The sequence below is a fragment of the 'Nostoc azollae' 0708 genome (assembly GCF_000196515.1).
GTDB classification, from domain to species: Bacteria; Cyanobacteriota; Cyanobacteriia; order Cyanobacteriales; family Nostocaceae; genus Trichormus_B; species Trichormus_B azollae.
In genome coordinates, this window is record NC_014249.1 from 44481 (window position 1) to 68767 (window position 24287).

Consider the following 24287-nt stretch of genomic DNA (forward strand, 5'->3'; position numbering starts at 1 on the left):
AGTTGAAATATCCGTATCCAATTAAATAATTTTGCCATAGTATTGAATGGAATTATACCCGTTATACCAATTACTTTTCCTGTGAATTGAGAACAAGTTTCTGTGAGGATATCTCCCAGAATATACAGAATCTTTATCTAGGTATCACTAGCAGTTTGACTCCAACTTTTGGGAATGCCTCTGATGTTGTATATATTGGTAGTAATTGAGAGATTCTTAAATTCATGAACCTTATCTATTACCAATATATCTGTAAAATTATCAAAATCAATGTGATTATCTTTTTTTGTTAATGGTTTTAACTTGTTGATTTTATTTTCTAGGCTTTTTAATACCTTTTGAATTGTTTACTGGTGATTCTATCATTTGACTCGTTTCTCAAAAAAGCTTAGAGAATTTTTTTTCTTGATTGTGGAATGCTAATTGATAATCCTCCGATAATAGTAAACTAACGAATTGGCAATCAGTAATGATAGTGCAATCAAAATCCCCTGTCTGAATGGCAGCAGTGAAGATTTTTTCCCTTCTGTATCTAACTTTTCAGGAGCTAATAAGTTTCCCATTAGATAGAGATATCTAAAACTCTGTTTAATTTGCTTTTCAGTACCACTTAGAATAACTAATATTGGCCTATTAGCTAATCTTAACCACCGACATTTCATCATAGATGCTATCATGGTATATATTTTACCAAATCCTACATCATGGGCTAGAAAAGTGGTATTTTTTTTAAGGATTATTGAAATACTCTCTAATTGCTAATAGTTTAATTGCATATCAGAATTACTACCTGGAAGCTAGAGGTAATTACCATTATATTTCGGGCAGAGAAAACATTAATTTGTGTGTTGTAATATGTATTGTATACAGTTCCACACATTTTGTTTATTCTCCCAAATCCAATTTCTAAAGGCAAATTTGATGACTTCTAATTTAGCTCGTGCTTCTTCTGTTGCTTTGTTAGATGCTAGAGTATTAATGGTATCCTTGCTTTCGTAAATAATGATTCGGGGGTCTTGACAATTTAATCCTTTTCCCAAAAGTTTGGTACTATCTATATAGTTCGTGCCGTATTCAGCAAGGTCGTCAGAATTCCTTCCTATTTTCTAAAAAGATGTGCTGGATGAAGTAATATGAGATATCATTACTTTAATTTGTAATATCTCTTTTGCAAACTACTGGTGAATTTCTAGTTTCATCCAGTTTGTAACCAATATTATGTGAATCTTCCTGGCCAAGATTTTGTTTTTTTAGGAATCTGTGAGATGATTCCAATCAATATTTGATGTTTCTAGATAAGCAAGTTTGATATCTTCCGTAGCATCGCGAAGCATTGTTAACGTTTGAACTGCCTTGGGTGCTTCTATATTTTTTGGTAAATTAGCACCAATCGCTTCTTCCAGTTTTCTGTAAATGTTACCAGATAAATATTGAGTAGCAAGTTCCTGTTTCTGGTTAATTGGATTATAAGAGATGAGATTATCAGTATCGAGTTCTTGACTGATTTTTTCTTGACTCAGGTTGCTAATTTCTGAGATATAATCCAAATCTAGGCAACTTTTTATATTCACGGAATATATTAAGGCATCTTGGGATGAATTAACTTTTGTGGGAGCAGAATATGAACGACAAACTCATTTAGAGAAAATATCAGCTAATTTGTAATTGCTCTTTTCTAGAGTTGTGACTAAGTAATAGTTGTGGTCTTTACCAACATATATTAGATTATACTTGCTAGTGATTCTTCCCCATTTGTGAGTGAATGAGTTATAGCTGTTTTTAGTTCTTGTTGGAGTTATATTAATTCCTAATCATTTACTGTTGATTGGGTATTTATGACTTTTATTAAACAGCTACGTAGCTGCTAGAAATCCTCAATTCGATTTCTCTCTACTGTTTCTACTAAAACTAAATGGTTTTTCTCTCTTTGATAAATTTGGTTTGTATGAATACAAAAAGCTATTTCTTTAATATGTTACAGTTCAGGTGGAACTAAGAGAAGTTATTCAGTTTCTTCTCTAGGAGAGTAGTTAAGATTTACAGGTATTTTACAAATGGCTTTAGATAAATCTCTGCCATCATCTAAAAGAGTAAAACCTTCACCGTATAGTTCATTAATGCTTAGTGTACCTAATAAGTGATCTACATGAGGATAGATTCTTTCTCGTAAATGTATGTATTGGGTAAATTCTTGCAGTTGGTTTTGATAATTTTTATTAAAACTTCCGCCTGTAAATTCACTTAGGAAATATTCTTTGGGATGAGCTTTAGTTTTGTTAACTTTATTACCTTCATCTTGAGGAACAATTTGCATTTCTTGAGTATTCATCCATTTTTATATATTAGCATGATAAGGATTTTGGCTTTTTACAAGATTAGTAGAAGGGGGGTAATTTGATTTGTAGCTATGCTTTTAAATACTCGGTTAAGAAGTTTTATAGCTGTTACTAGTTCTAGTTTTTATCCTAATCAAGCTCAGAATTTTTGAGAACTGGGAGCATCTAAAGTTTATGTTGAAGTAATGACTGTAATTAACCATTTTCTCTCACTAATTCAGCAGATTTAGCCGGACAATAGTTATGGATGCTGACTCTGGGAAAGTTATATTTTGAGTTATTTACTCCATAGCCACCAAAGGGAAAATTCCTACATACCAAATCAAAATATTCTTCTGGGAAGATGACCTTTTCAAATCCTTGATTGTACAACTTAGCTTTACCATACAAATATTTGGCTATAGTAGCGGGTGTTTTACCTAATTAAATGCAAACAGTTTTGACTTGCAGCATAGATCTTCTGGCATGAGTTTAAAGAATAAGCTATTACCGCAAGCTGGTTCTAAGATTTTGTCTCCTGTAAATTCTGTACGTGATAGCATTTCCTAAATACTACGAATAATTTTTGCTTCTGTATAATGGGCATTTAATATGCTACTGCTAGTGTTATTAACTTTATCTTATTTCACTAAACTTGGCAATTCTTTTTGTGTTTTAGTAACCTATCTACTTTGTGGATTTAAGCTAAATATTTCTGGTAAATAACCCCATCTGTTAATTTGTCTAATGTTTGTAGTTCCTCTTAGTGGGGAGTGTTGTTTAAATTTTATAGAGTAATAATTGCCTGTTTATTGTTTTCCCATTTTTGCTGGGGTGTGGTTTTTGATTCTGATCCTATTGTTGAGTTGATTATAAACATATTCCATTACTAAAACTATTTTTTGGTAATGGGTGTATAGTGTAAAGATACAATTTAAATAGTTAATTTTTACAATCTAAGTGTTACTATAGTAAAAAGAAAAAATATAGCTTACTCATAAATCTAAGCTATTTCAATTATCTCAAAGCTACGTGAGTATTTAGGTAGTTGATAATATTTGGCGATGGTTTAAAAGCATATAAATAATTATATAAACCGATAGACTTCTTATAATCGTTTACCTAAGTTCGCATGGCGGCAACTATAATTCTTTATTAGTAATGCTTTGGGGCTATCTTTCCCCTCATAATAAGCTTGGTATATCTACCCCAATTTCTTCAAATTTAAAATTTAATTCCGAAATAAAATTAAACCATTTATATAGAAAAATGCAAAAACTGCTAGGTAATACTATTACGGTATAAAGTTCCGTCTTTGGCCTTTTGGGTTGAGCAATAAGAAATATTTGTCAGTATCATTTTGTCTCCTTCTGTAAATATTCTCCCATGCGCTAATGCGTTTCTCAAAATGGGAAGTATTACGGAAAGTTTATCCACTCTCTCTATGTTAAGATACTTTTTTATTCCTACCCAATTATTAATATCATTATCTTTAGGTTTAAGATTTCTGGAAATATTCCAAGAGGAATTTGATTTCTTATCATCACTGAATATTGACATAAAAAGCTTATCAAATACCTTTAAGTATAATCTAGAGGGTTATTCTCTTCTTTTCTTTATCTTATTTTTCATTTTATTATTTTCATGTTAGTCTATCCTTTGAGAATGTATGAAAACCCTTAATGAAGTAATTGATATTATTAGAGTTACTGCTTTATTATCTATTAGTGCGGATTCATAATACTTGTCCAATAACAATGAGTATCTACGTAGAAAATCTGTGTAAAAAGGGCAATATAACTTTATAAAGTATATATTAAACGACTGATCTAATACAGATCAGTAAAAAAAATGGTTCTTTGGTTATTTTATGAAAACCCTAGTTTAAAATTATTTAAGGCCTTATTCTGTGTGCATTTCATTTAAAATGACGTGGTAAATAATCCTTAACTACTATAGAAACAATGCAAGAGCCCAAAAATCTTCCCATTCTAGTAATCTTGAATGCTGACAATTTTTAGTGGTAAAACTTTGGGTAATTGTTCTCACTTCTTAGTTTACAAAATGCTTATTCTGGTATAGTCTAGTCCTTTTGTGAGGTGTTAAAGTTGATAGAAAGTCATAGTTTATGATATTTAATAATAATGCGATTGCTCATTATTTTCCTCTTGTTTTAATTTAGCTAATTTTTCCCTTTGATCATTAGTTGTGTAGCCTTTAGTCTCTGCGTCAGTGTATAATTTATCAGTTCTCTTCTTTCTTTCCGATCAATTTTTTTAATTCTTCAGTTAGATTTCTAGTATTTGCATATGACCTAATAATTGGTTATATGCAGTAACATCTATTACTATTGACCTGATACCTATTATCATTTTATCATTTTTGTTCTGATATTTATTGAAATACTAGATTTATTTTCTATACCTCGACCATCACTATTACCAAATAATACTGACAAAGATTTGTTTAACCTAACTTTATGTTGTAAAACTTGTTATTAATTTATATTAAACTTGGAAATTGGCCATTTTAAACCGAACCGAAAGTATTGGTCTTTGGTTATCTATTCACTCGCCCATTAATAATATACAAGTATTTGGCATAGTCTAGTCTCTACTAAAAGTATCGAGAGGAAACTTACTGCTAAAGGTGAACTGCTTGCAGCAGTGCTAGTTTCCTCCAGGATGCTCCACGATCGCTTTTTTCCTGTGTACTAATTAGTACAAAACCTAAAAGTACTAAGACTTCTCTTAGAAATTTCTACAGGACTAGAAGCTGGTCGTGTAACCTTTGGCCAAGACTACATCCGCTCAATAGTAGCAGTATCTTGAACAGCTAAACGTGTAATGTTTACTGGCAATTTTTTAAATCGGCTATTGTTACCTGCTGCGGTCTTCCTTCATCAAAAGCCAGTAGTGCGGCTTCTGAGGCCAGAGTGTCTCATGCAGCACTGCTAAACTTGCTAGTACTAGCAGCGATCACTTCCAGATACTCTTCAGCAACTTTTATACCGTAGCGTTCCAGATGAATTCTGAGAATGTGACAGCGTTCAATTTCTGTGGGTAGATTAACAAAGAAGTTCTTATCAAACCGCCCTTTACGCTTGAACTCAGTCCGTAAAGCAGTTAGGTTATTACAAGTTGCCACCACAAATACCCCTACTATACACTTAGACATGAACGTGAGGATATTTCCTAAAATTCTTTGTGAAACTCTAGAAGTGTCGCCATTAGCGAAAAGTGCTTTCTCTACTTCATTAATCCATAACACACAAGGTGCGATCCCTTTAGCTTTAATGATTGTGCGGTGGACATTACTTTCAGATTCTCCCACTAGACTACCAAGCATTGAGCCAATGTCTAGTTGCAATAATAGAAGATTAAGGATAGTTGCAATGTTCTTGGCTACTATTGATTTACCTGTCCCTATTGCTCCCGCTAATAGCACTCCTTTAGGTTGAGGCCGATTTAATGATCGCGCTTCTTGGGAAAATAACTGACGATGGCCTTGTAGCTAATCCCGCAGTAAATCCAAACGGCGAAAAGGTATTGTCGTGGGTTTACCCACGACAATACCCATTTGAGCCAGTAGCCTCGTTTTGTATTCGATACAAAGGAAAGTTTAGCATTAATCACAATGCCTTGAGGAGTTAGGCGTTCTTTCACAGTCAACCGGAGAAAGTTTCTAACTTCTTCCAGCATCAAGGTTAATACTCCTCTTACTAAGGTTTTTTTATCTTCAGTGGTCAGAGAAACTGTAAAATTCACCTCTTGCTCACTGACAGATTCTTACAAATATAGCAGATATGATTCTAAGTGGTCTTGAATTTGCTCAATGCTGGGTAAAGGAACTTCGCAGCACCGAATTAGCCTCAGTAAAGATTCATGCAGTTGAATGTTTTGACCCAGAAGTATAATGCGCTTTTCAGTTGGTTTGAGATGATGATACAAGTTCTTGACTCTAGTGAGAATTTTCCAACTCAATTGTAGGTAATTTTTACCTACAAAAGGGTGAATATCTCCCAGAATGAAAACTCCATTCCCCTCGGAATTGTTGATGTACTCGAATACATATATTAGAGGGTCTATGTAAGGAGGCTTTTTGTAAGTCTCAATTGATTTGAATACCATTCCACCGTCGTCAGCCATTAGACATTGCTCCAAGCTGGAAACTCCCAAATTCCAGAAATACACAGGATTGTTGAGTTTCTCCATGACTTCAGTAGTTAACTATTGAATGATAGTAGCTTCTTCAGGAGATAGAACCTCTAAAGCCACAATGGGTATGTGAGAGTCAATGGTGGTAATTAGGTTTGATACTTTTATGGTTGTTAATAAGGAATTTTGTTTGTTTCCCAGTGAAAATGTATTGATGAAATAGCAAACGTTGTTTAGGCGAAGTGTAATGAGCAAAGGGAGGAATATTGAAGATATTTTCCTCCTCCCTGCTTTGAATTTATTGATGTAGTCGGTGTTGATGGGTATTAGTAGTGCGAACTTGTTGTTGAGATTCTGGTTTGTAAGAGTGATTGCCCTGTACTATCCCCAAAGCTTCCTCAAAAGGTTGTATTGCTTCTAGACAGGAAAATCCTTCAAATCCTTCAGCTTCTATTTTTATTTTACCTGTAGCAGTGTCAAAATGTATCAAGATTGCCCTTTTCATAAATTATCTCCGTACTTGTTGAATTTGTTGATGTTCTGACAATATAAGACGCAGGTTATGTACTTGATCTGTGGTTTCTTCTGTGATGGTGCATTTTTCTAGCTGTTCCTGTAACTGTGCTGCTTTAGCGCGAACCATGTTTTTATCGTAGGTTTGCATGAGGGTATGAGAAAAGAAGTTTTCTCCCAGTCGGGGTACGGTTTCATGGGCAGCCTGAATGATTTGATACAGTTTTACTTCTTGATCCCGCAGAGAACCGATATCTGCGCGGGCATTTAAAGTAGAACTAGGGATAATAATCTCTGCACGTTCTCCTTCAGAGTCATTGTAATAACCTTTGAGCAATTGTGGTTTTTTATAAACCTGCACGGTAAGCTATAAATCTTGTAGAGCATCAACTAAAAATTTACGATTAATTAATTCTGTGGTGACAGTTGAGAAATGTGACATCTTAGTTACTGTGAATTGGGAAATTAATACTGATAAATAGGGAAGCAAATAGTTGCTATTACTTCCTCTTTTAATTGTGTAGCAAGTGTATGAGGTATATTATTCTCATCTATACCTCATACCTTGTTTTTGCTCAAGGATGATACAGACAGGTTTTTTTACCGAAGTTTGAGAGACATAGCTGGAGGTTTGCCTACCCCCATACCTTGATTACTTGCTAACCTTTGAATATGACGTTGTTAATCCAGCAGCTTGGCGTAAATTTCGTCTATTTTTCTATCTTATTGAGAACGCCTCTGTGAATCAGGTCTTTTGGTATCTATAGAAGCATTTTTGAGAATATCTTCTAGATGAGTCATTATTGCTTCCAGACTGCTACCTGTTTCAAAATTGGCGTTATCCAAAAGCATTTGCACTTTCTTGAAATAATGTTCCATCTTCTTTTTGAATTTGACTGGTTTGCATCCTAGTTCCCAATTGCTCAAATTTTCGAGTAATTGCGCTGCTAGTTGTTCACCTCCAGCGATCGCCGATTCTCTTAGTGTTTGTTCTAAATTTGTATCATACTGCTCAATGAATCGAGTTATTTGCTACAAACATTAAGCTTTTTGTTCTGACAATTGCTTGCTAATAGCAGGAATGATCACAGGAGGACCAATTATTACTTGTAAATAGTCTTCTACTTCCTCTAGACAGGGAAGAGCTTTTACTAAATTTTGCTTAACTTTTTGTTGTTGTTCTACAGATAACTGCCAAGAACTCAGCGAGATGAATTTATCAATATGTTCTTGGTAATATGTGTAGGCCTTCTCATATTCTCCTCTCAATTGGGTGTGTAAATTAGGGGTAATATTATCTTGGATTTCGATTAATTGACTCCAGACTATGGGCACTAAATCTATGAAATGAATCCAATCACCATTATCATAATTTATCCATTCTTGGACTGAAGCAATTTCTTATCTTGATTTGTTTCCGGCTTCATCTAAAGCTTTGAAAACTTTGATGCTCTTTAAACCAACTTCTAAGGTCGTAACTTTTACTAATTCTGATGCTTGCTCATTTTGGGATGTTTTAATTACATCTGCCCATTTTGGAGCATTGCTTCTGGTAGTTTTCTGTAACTTAACTTTGAACCTGATTCGTGTTTTGTTTAGTTTGGAGAAGTTGTATTATTAAATAATAGCATTTTGGAGGAAGGTTCTATTTGACTTGGGAATGATTCCTTATAGCGTATTATTTTGGAAGTTAAATTGTTTACTTTCTTAGAAAAGCGTCAGCTTTTTTTGAGAGCTACAGCCCAAATTACGTAGTGTGATTTTAAGTTTGAGCTTGCCGCAAAGACAAAAGTTTTTTTTGAAAAAATTGGCGTGGTTAAATCCTCAACTTGACCTCATTCAAATCGAAGTTTTGTATGTTTTTATGTTGTGTTATTTGATTAATCACAAGCTTTGTTTGACTGTCTCGAACTTAAAGCTAAAACTATGCTTACTTATACTAGTTTATACACGCCTCTACTTACCACTTTATCAATATGTAGATGCTTTTGTCCTGTGTTATGTAATAATTTTCAATATAGATTGAAAGTTTTAAGTCAAACTAAAATTAGTCTCTTCAGGACTAATTTGCCATAATTCTAATAGCTCAAGTATTGCTTTTTGAACATCCCAACGCATTAAAGTTTTTTGATTTAGGCTTGTGAATGGTCCATCAGTTTCAGTTAACATACGCTCTTTTGGTATCTCCTTAACTAAGTGTTTTCCTTTTTTAGTCGCAAGCATTGCTGGACTAACTGAAAACCAACATCCTAAAGATGTAGCTCTTTTAAGCTATGTTTGTGTACCAGTAAACCAATGTAATATTGGAATATCTGCATCTTGAGACTGATCAAAACAATTAAGAACTGAATCAACAGCAGATCTACTATGAATTGATATTATGCGTCCACCAGCTTTTTCTGTAGAGTCTAGAATATGTTCTAAAACACGGGTTTGAATATCTTTAATGTACAATTTATTTTGCACGATTACTTACTCTAATTTAACTCCAAAAAACTATGGTTTTCAATGTAGACGTGATTTATAAGTGGTCGGACAAAAATAAACGCTTTTTCAAACTGCAATCCTTGGGCTTCTGCAATTTTACAAGCAGTATTTACTGCCCGTTTTAAACGCAAGTCATCAGCTGACATTTGTAGCCTTACTTTTAAATTCAAGTCAACATTTTAAACCTTATTATCGTTGACAGCTTTCTCCTGGATTACCTCTTCAATCTCTGCCAGTTTCTTGCGAAGGACTTCCTGAAACTCTATTAATTGAGAAACTTCAACTTTCTTTAGCGCGTCCCCAGAAACTTTATACAAAGAGCGTGTTGCCGTAGTTATTGGTTTAACTTGTCTTTCCATTTTCTCAGCGTCGGTACTTTGTAAGGCCATCGCCTCAGTTACTAATTGCCGGGTTTTTTGTACAGATAATTTTTCTGCTAACACCTTTTGGGTGACATTGATTCTAATTTCTTCTGCCTCTGATTCTGGTACTCCCAAATTTTTCGTAGAAATTTTTTGTAATGCTATGGCATGAACACCTTTAAGACCAGAAGACCTAATTGCAGTTTTCAAGTCTTCTGCTAAAGAAAGCATAGGAAAAATATTGGCATCAATAGAAGCGGGATTGAGTTGTAAATCTAAAAGTACAGTGAGAATTGCTGCTTCGCGTTCATCTAGGTCCAAAACAGCTAAATCTTGTTGTTGTTCTTCTGGTGTTACTGTAATCAGTGCTACAATAGAATTCATTCGTTTTTGTGCATTCAACCGTCGTACTACTGTTGAGAGAATCCGGGGAATATCTTGAGGTTCTAAACTAGTATTTATTGCCAATTCCCGTACAATGGCTTCAGCCTTATCCAAAGGATTGAGCTCTTCCCGATGTAATGAAGTAATTAAAGCTTTACGGTGCAAAGCATCAGGTTCAGGAATAATCACAGCTTGCAGATTTTCCCAACTCAAGTTTTTAGCACTGCGCCAACGTCGTTCACCATCAAAGATAACTAAGTGTTCTCGTTGAATTAAAATAATTGGTTCTAGTTGTCCATCTGATACTAGGGAACGAGACATAGAATCAATACTTTCTGATAAAAATGTTTGTCTCGGTTGCTCTGGGTTGGCTTGGATTCTTTCTAAAGAAATAGATTGGATACCTGATTGTGACTGAAGTTGTGCCCTGAGAGTTTGTAGCTGTGTTTCTAACTCACTTGATCCTTGAGAGCGAAGTTCTTCTATTTTGGCTTTGAGACGTTGAATTTCTGCCTCAGCTTCTGATAATCGTTGGCATTGCTTTGCGCCTGAAAAATAGTTGGTGAGGTCAGGAGATTTACGAGTGGTCATAAATTAGCACAGATTTAATTTGCACATTGAGACGATGATTGAGCAGGAGAGAGGATTCAAAACTTCTAGCCAAAATCAAAAAGGTACAACTTTTGGGTGCAACAGATTAGTTAAACTTTCACCCTTTCTTTACTCTTGCTGCCAATCAAAGCTGCTAATTGCGAGGCAATTTCTTTAAAGTCATCCTTTGCTTGATGACTAGGACGGTGAATAGGTAATGGTAATCCTTGTCCACTGGCGTTAACAAATTCAGCACTATCCCGAATTTCTGAAAAAGCATGGATATTCATCTGCTCTAACTGAGATGGTAATGCAGCTAACATTTGTCTATGGGCTGCGCGTCGAGCATCGTATTGGTTGGGAACAAAGCCGAGAATTTCTGGTGTGGGTTTCAAGCGTAAGTGTTTACAATGGTAGTAATACCATTCCAGTAAATGAGCTGCTCCTTGAATGGATTTTGGCTCTAGTTGGACAGGGATAATTATGTGTGTACTGGCTGCCAGTGCCATTAAAGGTAAGGGACCCAGGGTAGCTGGACAATCGAAGATCATTAAATCATGTTCTAGAGGATAGTCAGTTAAGCGATCACCTAATAAGTAAGCTCCTCGTTTGTGTAAAACCAATTCATCTGCTGTTTCGGTAAGAACCATACCACCCTGACAAATAACTACTTTATCGGTGTGTTTACTCCAGCAAGGTGTTAACGGCCAGTTACCATCAAAATCATCTTTGAGGACAGCAGCTAAAGTATGTTCTGGTTCTGGTTGATTTAAACCACAAAACAGTGTCAGTGATCCTTGCGAGTCAAGGTCAAATAGTGCTACCTTATACCTGTGTTTTGCTAGACTATAAGCTAGGTGGACAGAAAGGGTTGTCTTACCACTTCCTCCGGCATTACTTATTACAGCTAATCTAATTTGCATGACTATTTTTTTGATGTTATTTGAGTATCATATATCGGATTTTCTACATCATATATTGATATATGATTTGAGAATATATTAGAATTGCTGGGTAATAACCCTTAAAATTCTTTGATTCCCTTCCCGGAAAGTATTTTAGTGAGTTTCACCATCTATTTCCTAATAGGTCTAATATTTATTCATTTGTATCATATATCAATATATGAGAATTAATCGAATCTTGAAATAGAAATTTCCTCTCGTGTTGCAGCCTGTAGACTATTGCTCAAATTAGGGGTTAAAAAAATAATAGTTCCTACATCTATGATTGAAGTCATAGCCTAGCACTGATATGTGAAAAAAATTATCTACTCATAGAAAAAAATACCTCTGCCAGCAAGCCAGAAGTAATATCCTTAAAAGCGAATGTGAGAAATATCAGTATTCCGAGAATGACCATTTTGAGAAGCTGTAGCTACACCAGCACCAACTAGCTGTTGAGTATTTTCCTGTGGTGTGGGTGGTTGAATAACACGGGTAACAGTAGGTGTATGAGTGCGACTACCAGCAGTAGTGCAGATAAAGTTGCGGATAACTGGTGGTGTTCTTCTCCTTATATCCTTTACCGCTATCTACTACGTTAAGATCCAGATAGCTAATAGCGCTACCAGTGGCCTTAATTCCAGATTCAGCAATGGAAACTGCTGCTGCTCCCTTGGTTCTGTAAGGAATTGAATCTTCTACTACTCCATCTTTTGAATAGTAGGAGAAAGTACATTCACCATAGAGAATTGTTACACCTTGATTGTCACAAGCTTTATCAATATTGAGCAGTTGAATGGTTTGGTTTGAGTTAATCATGGTCTATTCCTTGTGATGAAGTTGTCCAATGTTCATAAAAATTGCGCTTTGCGCTTTTAACCAAAACATCCCATAAATAAAAGTTATGCTGCGGGATGTATTTGAATGACTAGAAGTTGGCTTTAATTATGGAGTCTTGGTCTTCACCAGTTTCATTTGAGTCTTTGTGTTTGGTAGAACTGATGAGTTCTAAATTGTTGATACCAATAATGGGTTTATGTCTGGGTTCGTTGGTGTTTTTATCTATCCATCTGTTCAAGACTATTTCACTAGTGATACCAATAGTTGAACCTTTTTTAACCTAATCTGCTGCTACTTGAGCGATATTTCCCCAAAGTTCTAGATCAAAGTAAAGGGGAGTTTCACTTCTGTAGGGAGGTTTAACAGCAAGGGTCAATGATGTTTTCATTGCACCTGATTCAAAATAGCGTATCTCAAGTGTTTGACCAACGCGACCAACTAAATCAACTTTATCGATGTATTGCTGAGTCATGATATTTTCCTTTGGTAATAAATTTTTCCACGGTATTAGCACGATGGCACATTTTTGGTTATGCAACGAAATGAATGATGTGCTGCTAATTTGGTACTGGTATTGGATACAGCCCTATACCAAACCTGATTGCGGCTAGCGCATTGATTACTGGTTATATTGGGGAAAATTACGTAAGAAAATAACCCCAAATCTCCTGGAGATTTAAGGTTGATGGCTATTACAAAACTAGTTCCTTGATTGCTAAACCATGTAGTTTAGTTACTAATTTCTCTTCTTTCATGCGAGAGAAACCAGGGACTTTGTGCAATTTGGCTAACTTCCTTAGTCTTTTTAAAGTTAGTGTTTGTAAATTTTCCAAATTTGCTAACTCTGGAGAATCGGAAATATTTGTTATTTCTAAGGAAGAGTAAGCAGGTGTAGGAAAATTAGTTGAATTGGTGATAATTTCTGCTGTGTTGTCACAAATAATATCTTTACTGTAACCAGTATGACTTTCATCTAGTGGAGAAGTAGATTCAGATAGTGTTTCAGTGATCACCTTAACTACTGAATTATCTTCAATCTCTTTGTTTACGGTAGGTGCTATATTAGCACCATTTTCACTACGGGTATCATCTGTTGATGAAGTGATTTCAGTAGGTGAACTAATCGCATTATTACTGCTGAGGTTACGAGTTTCTGTTTTTGCGTTTGTGGCACCAACAATTTGCTCAATAGTGGCTACAGTGGGTTGTTTTGAAACTGTAATTCTGTGTACATTTCCCACTTTTCTCACTGAGATTCTTACCCCAGCAGTGCGGAGTTTTATTCTCAAGTTGTTGAGTAGTAGAAATGCTACATCCAATTGACGGTAATTAGTGATAATGGCACTCATGGTTTTTTATTTGATTTAGTTCACGACAAGAGCGCATAGCGCAATCCCTTTATCCAAAAATGTTTTTGGTATCTTTGATAATGTTTAGACAGATTGCGTTGAAAATGTAGTTTTTGGTATTAATCAGGAAATAGTAAAACTTCCCATACCAATCGGGGAAATACAATTTTCAACAGCGAGTTGTTGGTATCTTCCAGTTTCAACAGCCAATTTTGAACACTGAGAAATTCCTTCCAGTAATATTTGGAGGTAATCTATCAGTCATAGTTTTTGATGGAAATCTAATTGCACCTCAATATCTTTGGCAATACTTAATGCTATTAACAGATTGCTAGGTGGTTGAATTAGTTGTTCCAAAATTAATTGTGGGATAGATTGGAGTTCATCATAGTAAGCGATTGCGCCGAGTGCAGTGCTGCAGGCAATCGCTATCCTTGGAGAACCACCCGTAAACTGTATAGAATGAAGGTAGAAATTGTAAGAGGATACCAGGTGATTGTTGATAAATTCACATAATTCCTCTAAAGTATTTAAACTTTTTGTACATGATTCTCCATTTTTAGATTGGCAAGATATCTGTATTATTATTACTCCACTAGTAATAAATAATTTGGAATAGATAGACTGAGCTATTATGAATTATTAATTGCTCTCTTTCTTGTAGGAAATACTGATTGAACCACGAAGGCACGAAGGAAGCGAAGAAAGAAGAGAAAATGAAGGAGATAGGTAGACTGACAGTACGAAGGAAGTATTAATTACAGCAGATTCAAGGTTTATGAGGTACAGTAACCAATTAAATTTTAAGTTTTAAAGCTACTTCCTAAAAATGATCTACCCCATTTACTACAAAATTGCTGTATTTATTTGAATAGCTACTGTTTAATTTTCCATTTGTATTGAGAATTTCTATCGGGAAGATGCTAACTGCTGTACAGCTTCCACCCAAATAGGAGTTTTCTTTCCATTGACTGGAATCAACAAATTTCAATGTTTTTGCAAAGGTTCAACACTCATATTTGGTAACTTCTATTGCGCCCAAACAATAGCATCAGTAGGTATTTCCTAGTTCGTCTAAGCTGGATCCTTACAAATTGGAACGGATTGATTTGAATTGCTGGAATTAATAGAATTAGCAGCAGGTGGTAAACCCAAAATACCAAATTCTAAGCATAACGGTGGTTGAGTAGATAATTTGACTTGTACTTCACATTGTCTCAAGTGGTGCTGTCCTGCTAAAATAGTTGTAGCCTCATAATCTTTAGCTGTTTGACATACTTGTTGCCAAGTATCTTTAGTTAGCATTACCATTTCTTTACTGCTAGGAGATGTTTTAGCAATTAATTTATCTTGATAAAAGCTAGTAAGATTTTGCAGAATTACTCAAGGTTCTTTCCCCCATTCCGATAAATTCCGAATAATATTAATCACAGAATCGCCGTCATTTTCAGTAATTTTTTCTACCATTGTTAGCAATTTATACTCAGCCACATCTCCCACCATTTCCCATACCAAATTTGGTCAATGCTAATATTTCGTAAACTCAATTGATCTAGTAAATATTGACTATCCCGTAAATATCCAGAAGAATTTTGTGTAATCGAATGTAATATTTTGTAGTAATACTAATTGATTCCTCATTCACAATTTGGTTAACATTTTGTATCATATACTTCATACCAATTCTCTTGAAATTGAACCTTTGACAATGAGGAATAATCGTCGCAGTAACTTTGTGGATTTCTGTTGTGCAGAGGATGAACACTACATTTCTTGGTGGTTTTTCCAAGCTTTTGAGTAAAGCCTGGAATCCTTTTGAACTGAGGCTATGTACTTCATCTAAAACAAACACCTTGTAGCAGCTGTTGACAGGTATAATGTGGGTGCGGTCAATAATTTATCTGATATTCTCAACACCAGAATTACTAGCAGCATCTATTTCTACCACATCTAGGGATAAACCTTGAGAAATGTTAGTACAGTAATTGCATAGTCCGCAGGGTGTGGGAGTAGGAAAATCGCCATGTTGACAATTGAGAGATTTAGTAAAGATGTGTGTGCTGGAAGTTTTACTTCTACCTCTCGGACCAGTAAATAGATATACCGGAGCAATTCATTGAGATGTGATAGCATTGGTAAGAGTAGTTGCAATTGCTCTTTGACCAATAAGTTCAGCAAAAGACTGGGGATGATATTTCAGATCAAGTGTTTGGTATGTCTACTTTTCTAAAACTAGATAAGTTGAATTTTCCCAAGCTTATGTATTAGTAATAAGCTTGGGGTGTGAGTAATTTTTACTGTAGTTATTAAAACAGATTTGATGTAACAAATTACAGAGATATAGAGTACACAGAGAAATGAGGTTTAAGAGATATTTGCAGAATTTTTAACTAACAAGTATTGATAGTTGTTTAGCTAAATCTAAACCGTTACAATTTTTATTCAGTCAACCTATGCAGCAGTAACTTTCTTTTTTCTCCCCCTAGTTTTGGAAGTAGAATTTGTAGAAGTTTGAGAATTAGTTTTACTTTCTGCTGGGTTTTTTGTCGAGAATAATTTGTGTTTATTAGATTATTTGCCTCCTTAACAACTTCTTCCATATTCCCAGCTTTAGCAGCTATATTTATTTCCTCATTTACTTGAGTTCCAGAGGAAATATTTTCTATAATTATAACTTCTTTATCATCTCGAGTATCTTCTTCCATAGTTGTGCTGTTATTACCAATAAGTTGAATCGGTATCACCAGAATTAATTGATTGAGAATGCTATCAAAAGGAGTAATAACCACATGATTTGTAGTTTAGCTCATATTAATTAATACCTCACTTGTAGGTAGAAATTTGAGATCTTGTTCCAGATATTCGATATTAAAATCCATGATCAATTGTTGCTGATAATTATCTTGAGGTTTAATATTTAAAGATTTCACACAGCAGCAATATCTGAAGATTTACTAGATAAAGTTACTTCTTAATGCTGGTAGTCATAGATAATTTCAATAATCTTAGTCTTTTGGTCAGCTAAAATTCCCACTTGTTTGAGAGCATGATCTAATAATTTTGTATCAACAAAAAATTGATGTTGAAATTGTTGGGTAATCAAAGATGAATATTTCGGATAATGTCCTTCTAATAATCTGGTGGTAATTTGGATATTGGGTAATGTAAATACCGCAATTCCATTTTTGATGTTAATAGTACATTTGCTGTTATTTCCTACACTACCTAAAATTTTTTGTAATTCTATTAGTGTAAGTTGAGGAATTGTGAATCCTACTGTATTTAAATCAGCATTACTTTATCAAGTTTCTATTAAAGTTTCATCTATTTTTATCGTTCTAGAAATAACTGCTAACCGATTTCTATCTGTTGCAGCCGCTTGTCAACTACTTTTAGTAAATTGAAAATGAACTCCAGCTAAAACTTGTTTATTTTCATCATTACTAGCAGTAAATAATGCTGCTTCTAATGCTTGTAATAATTTGGTTGCGGGTAATATAATACTCTTACCTTCAATCTCAGGTAAACATTGAAACTCTTGATGACTAACTATTTGAATCTGGTATTTACCATAAGAGTCAGTAATAATGGCAGCATTATCTACCATTTCTAAAAAAATATCTCGTTTAGGAAGACTTGAAATTACTTTTGTGAATAATTTAGCAGGTAAAGCAATTTTACCTTCTAGTTCTATTCTGGATTTGCATTGAACTCGAATTCCTAAACTCAAATCAAGAGCAGTCACTAAGATTTGTTGTTTGTGTTTATCTTCAACCAACAATATATTGTTGAGAATGGGATGATGAGGTTTTTAGGTACAGTGTAACTAACTAGATTAAACGTATTAGCGAGGTCTTTTAGAGAAATTGTGAATCTCATAATTTTGGGTTAATTGATATCAATAAAGCCATGAAATGACAGGTGCTTAGTTTGTCACTAAGCACCTTGATTTACTCTGTACTTTGTATACAGAGTAGTTATGTTCTGGAATTTATGTTTGGTAAGTTTTAATTAATCGCTAAAAACTATTAGCATAAAAATTGTTAGCGTTTTATTAAAGATAAAATTTTCTCAATTTTTACGTCTTTTCATCATCTACTTTGCTTGAAGTAGTAATTCATCTTAAGTCATGGTCTAAATTAATAAAGAATGTCTCTTTATGAACCTATTTCTACTGTATGAGATTTGCCGTTATTACTTGGAGAAACTGGGATTAGACTATGAGTATTTCACTGTTCAATCTCATTTGTAATTTGCTGTTATCGTTGTTGAGAAAGAGATTGATAAATTTGTTGAAGAGCTCTGGTATTTTGTTCTTCTTTGTGAAGACGATTAGTATAATAATTTATTGTAACTGTTTTTTCATTTTCAAAAAATGAACAACATTGGTTATTACCATTGTTATATAAACTGACATAAGTGTTTTTAGTAATACTCGCTGTAAATGAATGAGATAGTTTCCTAGTTTGATAGAGATTATACAAGCTTTAGCAATAAAATATGATGATTTTATTGACAATGAAGGAGTTTTCTATATACAACTATTATGTTGATATATACCTCTGCAATATTAAAAATATGATCTGAAATATAGGTTGTGCCTTCTGATTAGAATCATCAAATACTTAGCGCGTAGCGACTAATAAATTAGTTGTTTTAGTGTCAAATAATTTATTGATCAAATTAATTCTGTTAATTTTTAGTCTGGTTCTGTTGCTTTATATCAAGTTTGGCCATTTGAATAATTAACTCTGTTGGTACATTTCAACATTTACATTTCCAGTTTTGACTTAATTATTCTGCTTTTCTGATAAAAATAGTCGAATTTCTTGAATTTTTAAGAAGGCATCTTTAAAATTCAATTGCCTTTGCTTCAGTTTTAAAACCGAAGTATGTGACTTTTTCTTTTCCCAAAAGACTGGTGATAGTAGCAACTCTAGGTGCAAGCATATTGAGAGTCCATCTACTAGCGCTAAGTTGTACTTTAGTAATATTGAGCATGGATTTTATTTGTGGTAGTTTAATTTCAACTTTGGGAACAGGCTTTAGGTATTCAGTAATCGCTTTTTTTTATTTTACAAATATTTCTCAGAACTTACAAAAATATCTTTCAATACCAAATTGATATAAAGCGCCATAGAATAAAATAACAGGAATAATTGAATGCAGATGAATGCAGATAAAGATGGATAAATATAGATAAGTCAATGGATTATAGTATTCTGTGCAGCCTTATATAAGATTGGTAAAACTCTCACTCTCTGTATTTTCTATGCCTTTGTAGTTAATTATAAAGACCTAAAATATACAAAAGGTGAAATTTTAAAAAGTATTTTTGCGTAAGTACCATAAATAATTTTCCCCCTTGAATTCCTGCAAGGAAGAACCGCGTCAGCGAAAGTTATTTGATACTATATTGATAAACTGAGATTGAACGACCTGGTGAAATTATTAGCTCATTTATAAATTTTTGTAGAGAATTTACACCGGTATATAGTGAATGACAAGAACCTGTAGTCCTATGGAAATAGGTTGCAAATTTTCTCCAACTTCTAGTTAATATTAATGCCAGCAAATACTCCACAGCAATAACAGCTACTTGTTAATTAACAAATAAGCTTTGGCGTTTCCGTGCTTGAATTTCAGCACATGATAAAGGTGTTGATTTTAATTCTTCAGGTAATGGTGTTAGTAGTTCTGGATTTTATCTAGAAGGACTGGGAACATTAAAACAAAAGTTGTTTTCTTAAAGATTATCAAATGCAGCTCCTAAGGTAAATTCCTTAGTAGAACCAAGCACCACCTATCCAGAACTAGAATTAGTATGATTATCACAATCTAACCACCAAATTTGTGGTACAGGATCTGAGTAGTTTTAGTCTAAGCAAGTGCTAATTTCACCACGCGCAGCAGCATTATCTACACAACCAATAATCACTGTTAACTTATGCCATCTGGCTGATATAATCTTTTTAGTGAATGGTTTAGTGATCGCCCCAATTTGCACTCCCAATCCTAAACTGTATCTGGCTGTTAAAACTCCCGCCTTGTGTGACCTAATTTCCGACTGTTAAAAGTTCTGTCGAGGAATGTTTTCGGTTCAATGATATCTGGGTCTACAACTATACAGGAGGTGGTTTTGTTGCTGTTTGCTTCAATCTCCAGCATCAGTTTAGCAACTGACGGAATTAAAAAACCCCTGTTCTACCAGTACCCACAACTATAAAATCAAGGTGATCATGTACAGGTAGCATAAGCGGGGTAGAATGAGTAAAATATAGGTCTAATTTAGACATGCTGTAATATCTGTGACATGAAATCTGTTTTCTAGCGGTATCATTCCTTGAATTTTTACTTCTGCGTTCTCTGCGTGAGATTTAAAAATGTGGTTAATTTCCCTGAAAATAGCTGTAATCATGTAGATGCTACTGAATTAGATATTAAACAGGTTGGTAACTCAAATACCCAGTTATCAGATATTAGCCAAAAGTGGCTGTATGTACCCAACCGAATGTAGATATGGGGATTGGTGAAAATCTCACCTAAAACAGCAAAGATTCTGAATTTTCCAGCTTCTTCCTCGTCGTCAGTAGCAGAAAATTGTGCGCTCATACTATAGTCACTGTGTACCTCAATCATCGCGGTTTCATAGAATAAGCTGGTTGCCTCTACTGGAATTACACTGGTAGATATAGCAGTTTCTTCTGGGGTGTACAGATGCCACTCCCTATCGGTAAAGCAGAGATAGAAGAGTATTTCTTGGTGCCTCGCATTTTGAGCTAACTGTAAAATTTGCAACGTTAACCTAGCGGAAACCAAGAGATATTGCAGGTGGAAGTAGGACGTAAGATGGGGTAAACCACGAATACTGCATTAGTTGATAGGAAAGCACATAGATAGTGCTTGACGTGCAGCACGAATAAACACTCGGTTTCCAGCTAACTAGTATTCCATCATTTTGCCTGTTATCGGTGCTAATTAGGTGCTGGTGGTAAATTGATAACTTATGAGTTCTGGTATAGTCATGAGATAATCTTTTCAATTGCAATGGTGATTTTTTTATTACCCCAAGGAACTAAATTCTGTGTTGGGTATTTTTTACAGTGTTTATCGTGTAGTTGCTGTAAATGCAATTGCACATCTTCAGGATATAATTTAGACTTACCCTGCACCGAGTCTTGATTGAAAGCACTATGCCAAAATAATTACTATACCTGCATGATATTTTTAGGGGAACAATTGGGAATAGAATCTTCACCAAAATATATAAAACCGTTTTCTATTACGTTTGGTGAGGGTGTATAAAATAGGAGGGAATTTTACTTGAATTTCTCAATAGCCTAAATACAATATTGAGATTACATCCAGTAAATATTAACCCCAGTATAGGTATTTTAAAAGTTATATTTTCCAAGGAGATGTAATAACGTTGTGGTGGATAAAACACACTAAGCATTCTCCTTTCTGATATTTCCCCCACCTCACGGTGTTTCGTGGTAACTAACTTGAGTTAGTGGGTTTAGCAGCAAAAGCTTATCTCAATACAGCAGGAGCAATAAATTTTTAATTTGTTGTTTCTCTATCTTTATAAATTGTAAGATATTGTCCTGGCAGAAACACTAGCATATCTGCTAGTGTTTCTGCATGAGTAGTTTAGTTGATAATTGAATTTGAGATATCATTAATATTGAGTTCAGGTAGAATATTAGTTAATGCTGTGTTTTACTCCATAATTTTACTATCTGTTTTCTATGGTCAATGAAAGATTCAATTCCTTCTGAAAATTCTGTCATTTCCTGGCAATACGCTATGGATAATTGCTACTACGCAGCTAAGTATTTTAATACTTCTTGTCGCGAATTAAAGGAGACTTATTCTTCATGAGTGACATCCAAGCAAATATATTCTCTGCTGTGGTCAATGATAGAAATCACATCATAAACTAGAGATAAAGGTGGTGCTATTTGTTGACGAAGTGATCAAAGTTTATCCCAATTGATTTTATCCACAGTTACCAATTTACCAGGGATAAATTTGAAGAATGATTCCCGATCTTCTTGAGGATATCCATAACCTATCAGTGACAAGAGAAATTGTTCTGTGAAACTGATTTCTTCTAAACTCATTTCCCACCAACCTGTGTTTTGAGAGTAAACGGTAATTTTTGTGTACCTTTCTGTGCATTCCTGAAAATCTTCCTGATTTTCTATGGGGAATAGCCACTTATTTACCAGTTCCAAAAACTCAATTTTTAGGTCACTATGAACACTAGGATATGAATGTTGTCTCAAGGGAGTTGTTGACGATAATCATTCACTGGGAAACAGTTCTTTGTAGAGACTGAGGTAATTAATTTGTTTGGTGAGTTCTTCTAAATACTAAATTCCCTCTTTTACAGTTTGGGGAATCTGGTATTTTTTTAAAGACTCAGTAGCCAATTAATATTGACACTGCATTAGAAGCCGGAAATTGTTATTTGTGAAGGTATGCGTGGACATTTTCTGAGAATATTTAAACTCTTCTCTTATTCAGTTTGCTATTTTCTCCCAGTGGTAATTGCTGTTTCCAGTTCATTTTGTAATAGCAGCAGATTTTCAATATTCAGATGACCTTGAATTACTAACATTTGGATTTGCCAACTTAATAGTAAAGCTGGGTTAAATTGATGTTTGCTGATAATTAGAGTTTGGAGGATATCATCTAAACCTTTAGTACCTGCTGTGTTGACCATGCGAATTTGGGTAGTTCCCTCTTTATCTGTTCGCGTAATTTCTGCATGAGCAATTTCTGAGTAGAATGGTGTCAGGGTATTGGCGAGAGTTTTGTCAGTAGCTGCAATTTCATCAGCTATGGGTATTTCTTGACCTTCAATTACTAAAATGTAAGATATATTAAAAGAGTGTTAATTGATTAGATGGGTTGGTTTTATGAGGATTAGTTGGTGGCAAATTAGGAGGATTGACAATTTTGTTATTCTCTGACTGTTCGACAGATAATTCCTATTTTTGACCTCCTTTTTGTTGAGCTTGTTCTGCTATTTATGGTAAAATAGTTTTTAACTTTGTGAGAACTTCAGTTATTACTGGATACCGCTCAACTTCATTGAGTGTACTAACTTGCATTACTGGTGCTTCTACCTTGATTCCAGGCGTGATTAATACCTGCCGTAACTCGTTTGTATTAGCTGGTATATTTTTGATGTCTAAGATGATAGTGTTGCTGTAAAAATCAAATTCATGTTCTTTTTCAGATGCTATATTAACAATATTAGCATCTGTGAATAAGGTGGTGAAATCAGCATCATTATCGTTAGTTTCTACATCTGTATCCATAATCTCTTGAGTTCCAATTTTTGACATGATTAGTAGTTAAGAAAGATTAGCTAACTAAACGGTTTAAACTCTAAATATTCATCCCCTATTTCCTGAGAGATTACCATTTGTATTCGCACTCTCCTTGTGTGTATTTAGCTGATAGCTGATTTCATTCTTCCCAATGACAAAGCAGGGTAGGATTAACTGATTTAAAACCCATTCCTACCTTAATCCATAAATCATATCTATTTGCAAAGCGAGGATTAATTATTTCTAGTAGTAGCGGTACTATTTCTGTATTTTCACCTGTAAATTCTGGATTGGTTAGTAAGGAGTGACTGTTTTTGTGGGAATCTCTTTTTGGTGATTTTGCACGTTTGGTCATCTGTTCAATTACCCAAGAAGGTGCGATCGCTATTTCGATTTGCTCAGGACAACAACCACTCAGCCAACGATAATAACCTATTTCTAGATGAATATTGGGGGGAAGTATTAATGGTATTTTAGTACCTCTAAATTCTAAAACTTCACTGGGGACGGTGGTGATTTTGCGGGATTTAAGTTGAGGGTGATTGTTACCTGGTAATTTCGGTAAATATTGCGCCCTTGCTGGTCGTCCTGATGTAAATGCAACTGTGGTGGGTAGTGTTTGATGCGCGATAATTGCTGCATGGGTGCTGCATGGGTGCTGTATCTATCACAGTCTATGGCGATTAAAAATTCCTGCGAGTTTTGACCGCAAAGTAGATCTATACCTATGGGAGTTACTTTGTAACAACTGTAATGGCGCTTTCTAAGTGGTACTTTCTCATAGTCCTGGAGTTACTTTAGCAATGTTTGGGGAGACGAGGGGTGTTGTTCTCATTGATACCCTAATAGTTGTTTCCCTGAGTGGGGATGATAGGTCTGTGTGGGGGAAGTATTTTGAGGGTATCAATCAGTTTTTGGGTTTGTGGTTTTTTTCAGCATGGGATTTTAATTCTGATTGGGATTGTAAAGGAAATAAAAGGTGTTAAACCTCAATAATGTGC

General features: G+C 34.6%; 25 protein-coding genes and 6 pseudogenes. 1 reads left to right on the top strand and 30 read right to left on the bottom strand.

Features of this window, described 5'->3' with window-relative positions:
- Window positions 1-1250: 1250 nt before the first annotated feature.
- From AAZO_RS40550 to AAZO_RS43080, 21 genes and pseudogenes are all read right to left on the bottom strand, one after another.
- Entirely contained in the window at window positions 1251-1547 is a 297-nt protein-coding gene (locus AAZO_RS40550) for a hypothetical protein (RefSeq protein WP_228371818.1), read from the bottom strand.
- Window positions 1548-2002: 455 nt separating this feature from the next.
- Window positions 2003-2329, bottom strand: a complete 327-nt coding sequence (locus AAZO_RS40555; protein WP_081462935.1) for a hypothetical protein — start codon at window positions 2327-2329, stop codon at window positions 2003-2005.
- Window positions 2330-2531: 202 nt separating this feature from the next.
- Entirely contained in the window at window positions 2532-2726 is a 195-nt protein-coding gene (locus AAZO_RS40560) for a hypothetical protein (RefSeq protein WP_228371819.1), read from the bottom strand.
- Between the two features lie 2302 nt (window positions 2727-5028).
- Window positions 5029-6640, bottom strand: a pseudogene (locus tag AAZO_RS25175) (AAA family ATPase).
- A gap of 130 nt (window positions 6641-6770) precedes the next feature.
- Complete coding sequence (locus AAZO_RS25180) at window positions 6771-6977, bottom strand: DUF2997 domain-containing protein (RefSeq protein ID WP_013193292.1); 207 nt, start codon at window positions 6975-6977, stop codon at window positions 6771-6773.
- Between the two features lie 3 nt (window positions 6978-6980).
- Window positions 6981-7427, bottom strand: a pseudogene (locus tag AAZO_RS25185) (DUF1257 domain-containing protein).
- Between the two features lie 599 nt (window positions 7428-8026).
- Complete coding sequence (locus AAZO_RS40565; RefSeq protein WP_228371820.1) at window positions 8027-8320, bottom strand: hypothetical protein; 294 nt, start codon at window positions 8318-8320, stop codon at window positions 8027-8029.
- Between the two features lie 696 nt (window positions 8321-9016).
- Window positions 9017-9451, bottom strand: a pseudogene (locus AAZO_RS33020) (TatD family hydrolase).
- Between the two features lie 11 nt (window positions 9452-9462).
- Window positions 9463-9618 carry a hypothetical protein gene (locus AAZO_RS35990; protein ID WP_013193293.1) on the bottom strand — a complete coding sequence of 52 codons (156 nt, stop codon included), beginning with the start codon at window positions 9616-9618 and terminating at the stop codon, window positions 9463-9465.
- A gap of 33 nt (window positions 9619-9651) precedes the next feature.
- Window positions 9652-10809, bottom strand: a complete 1158-nt coding sequence (locus AAZO_RS25200) for a ParB/RepB/Spo0J family partition protein (RefSeq protein ID WP_013193294.1) — start codon at window positions 10807-10809, stop codon at window positions 9652-9654.
- Window positions 10810-10919: 110 nt separating this feature from the next.
- Window positions 10920-11732, bottom strand: coding sequence for a ParA family protein (locus AAZO_RS25205; protein ID WP_013193295.1), 813 nt, complete (start codon window positions 11730-11732; stop codon window positions 10920-10922).
- 540 nt (window positions 11733-12272) lie between these two features.
- Window positions 12273-12572 carry a hypothetical protein gene (locus tag AAZO_RS25210; protein ID WP_013193296.1) on the bottom strand — a complete coding sequence of 100 codons (300 nt, stop codon included), beginning with the start codon at window positions 12570-12572 and terminating at the stop codon, window positions 12273-12275.
- 109 nt (window positions 12573-12681) lie between these two features.
- Window positions 12682-12831, bottom strand: coding sequence for a single stranded DNA-binding domain-containing protein (locus tag AAZO_RS40570; protein ID WP_228371792.1), 150 nt, complete (start codon window positions 12829-12831; stop codon window positions 12682-12684).
- 42 nt (window positions 12832-12873) lie between these two features.
- Window positions 12874-13065 carry a single-stranded DNA-binding protein gene (locus AAZO_RS40575; protein ID WP_228371793.1) on the bottom strand — a complete coding sequence of 64 codons (192 nt, stop codon included), beginning with the start codon at window positions 13063-13065 and terminating at the stop codon, window positions 12874-12876.
- 220 nt (window positions 13066-13285) lie between these two features.
- A complete protein-coding gene (locus tag AAZO_RS25220) occupies window positions 13286-13942 on the bottom strand; it encodes a hypothetical protein (RefSeq protein ID WP_013193297.1) in 657 nt (218 codons plus the stop codon).
- Between the two features lie 1074 nt (window positions 13943-15016).
- Window positions 15017-15247 (bottom strand): hypothetical protein, encoded by a 231-nt coding sequence (locus AAZO_RS40580; RefSeq protein WP_228371794.1) that lies wholly within the window; start codon window positions 15245-15247, stop codon window positions 15017-15019.
- A gap of 78 nt (window positions 15248-15325) precedes the next feature.
- Window positions 15326-15457, bottom strand: a complete 132-nt coding sequence (locus tag AAZO_RS41950) for a hypothetical protein (RefSeq protein WP_266889986.1) — start codon at window positions 15455-15457, stop codon at window positions 15326-15328.
- A 37-nt stretch (window positions 15458-15494) separates the two neighbouring features.
- Window positions 15495-16055: pseudogene (locus AAZO_RS40585) on the bottom strand (AAA family ATPase).
- A gap of 325 nt (window positions 16056-16380) precedes the next feature.
- Window positions 16381-16647 carry a hypothetical protein gene (locus tag AAZO_RS40590; protein ID WP_228371795.1) on the bottom strand — a complete coding sequence of 89 codons (267 nt, stop codon included), beginning with the start codon at window positions 16645-16647 and terminating at the stop codon, window positions 16381-16383.
- Between the two features lie 266 nt (window positions 16648-16913).
- The gene (locus AAZO_RS41955) at window positions 16914-17045 is read right to left on the bottom strand and encodes a hypothetical protein (protein ID WP_266889989.1); all 132 of its coding nucleotides are present in this window, start codon (window positions 17043-17045) and stop codon (window positions 16914-16916) included.
- A gap of 69 nt (window positions 17046-17114) precedes the next feature.
- Window positions 17115-17207: pseudogene (locus AAZO_RS43080) on the bottom strand (hypothetical protein); the annotation flags it as partial.
- A 1-nt stretch (window position 17208) separates the two neighbouring features.
- Between AAZO_RS43080 and AAZO_RS40600 the strand changes: the two are divergent.
- Window positions 17209-17346: a hypothetical protein gene (locus AAZO_RS40600; protein WP_228371796.1), complete on the top strand. Its 138-nt coding sequence runs from the start codon at window positions 17209-17211 to the stop codon at window positions 17344-17346.
- On the opposite strand, the gene AAZO_RS40605 is transcribed toward AAZO_RS40600, so the two are convergent.
- The 9 genes and pseudogenes from AAZO_RS40605 to AAZO_RS40640 form a co-directional block, all read right to left on the bottom strand.
- Complete coding sequence (locus AAZO_RS40605) at window positions 17325-17723, bottom strand: beta clamp domain-containing protein (RefSeq protein ID WP_266889992.1); 399 nt, start codon at window positions 17721-17723, stop codon at window positions 17325-17327. The two genes, AAZO_RS40600 and AAZO_RS40605, sit on opposite strands and share 22 nt — an antisense overlap.
- A 1070-nt stretch (window positions 17724-18793) precedes the next feature.
- Window positions 18794-18943, bottom strand: a complete 150-nt coding sequence (locus AAZO_RS40610; protein ID WP_228371797.1) for a hypothetical protein — start codon at window positions 18941-18943, stop codon at window positions 18794-18796.
- 874 nt (window positions 18944-19817) lie between these two features.
- The gene (locus AAZO_RS40615; RefSeq protein WP_228371798.1) at window positions 19818-19955 is read right to left on the bottom strand and encodes a hypothetical protein; all 138 of its coding nucleotides are present in this window, start codon (window positions 19953-19955) and stop codon (window positions 19818-19820) included.
- A 401-nt stretch (window positions 19956-20356) separates the two neighbouring features.
- On the bottom strand, window positions 20357-20740 hold the full coding sequence (locus AAZO_RS40620; RefSeq protein WP_013193300.1) for a hypothetical protein: 384 nt from the start codon (window positions 20738-20740) through the stop codon (window positions 20357-20359).
- Window positions 20741-21921: 1181 nt separating this feature from the next.
- The gene (locus AAZO_RS40625; RefSeq protein ID WP_228371799.1) at window positions 21922-22182 is read right to left on the bottom strand and encodes a hypothetical protein; all 261 of its coding nucleotides are present in this window, start codon (window positions 22180-22182) and stop codon (window positions 21922-21924) included.
- 296 nt (window positions 22183-22478) lie between these two features.
- Window positions 22479-22673, bottom strand: a complete 195-nt coding sequence (locus tag AAZO_RS40630) for a hypothetical protein (RefSeq protein ID WP_013193302.1) — start codon at window positions 22671-22673, stop codon at window positions 22479-22481.
- A gap of 307 nt (window positions 22674-22980) precedes the next feature.
- Complete coding sequence (locus tag AAZO_RS25260; protein WP_013193303.1) at window positions 22981-23301, bottom strand: hypothetical protein; 321 nt, start codon at window positions 23299-23301, stop codon at window positions 22981-22983.
- Between the two features lie 124 nt (window positions 23302-23425).
- Window positions 23426-23641 (bottom strand): hypothetical protein, encoded by a 216-nt coding sequence (locus AAZO_RS40635; RefSeq protein ID WP_228371800.1) that lies wholly within the window; start codon window positions 23639-23641, stop codon window positions 23426-23428.
- A gap of 72 nt (window positions 23642-23713) precedes the next feature.
- Window positions 23714-23950: pseudogene (locus AAZO_RS40640) on the bottom strand (DNA primase); the annotation flags it as partial.
- Window positions 23951-24287 lie beyond the last annotated feature (337 nt).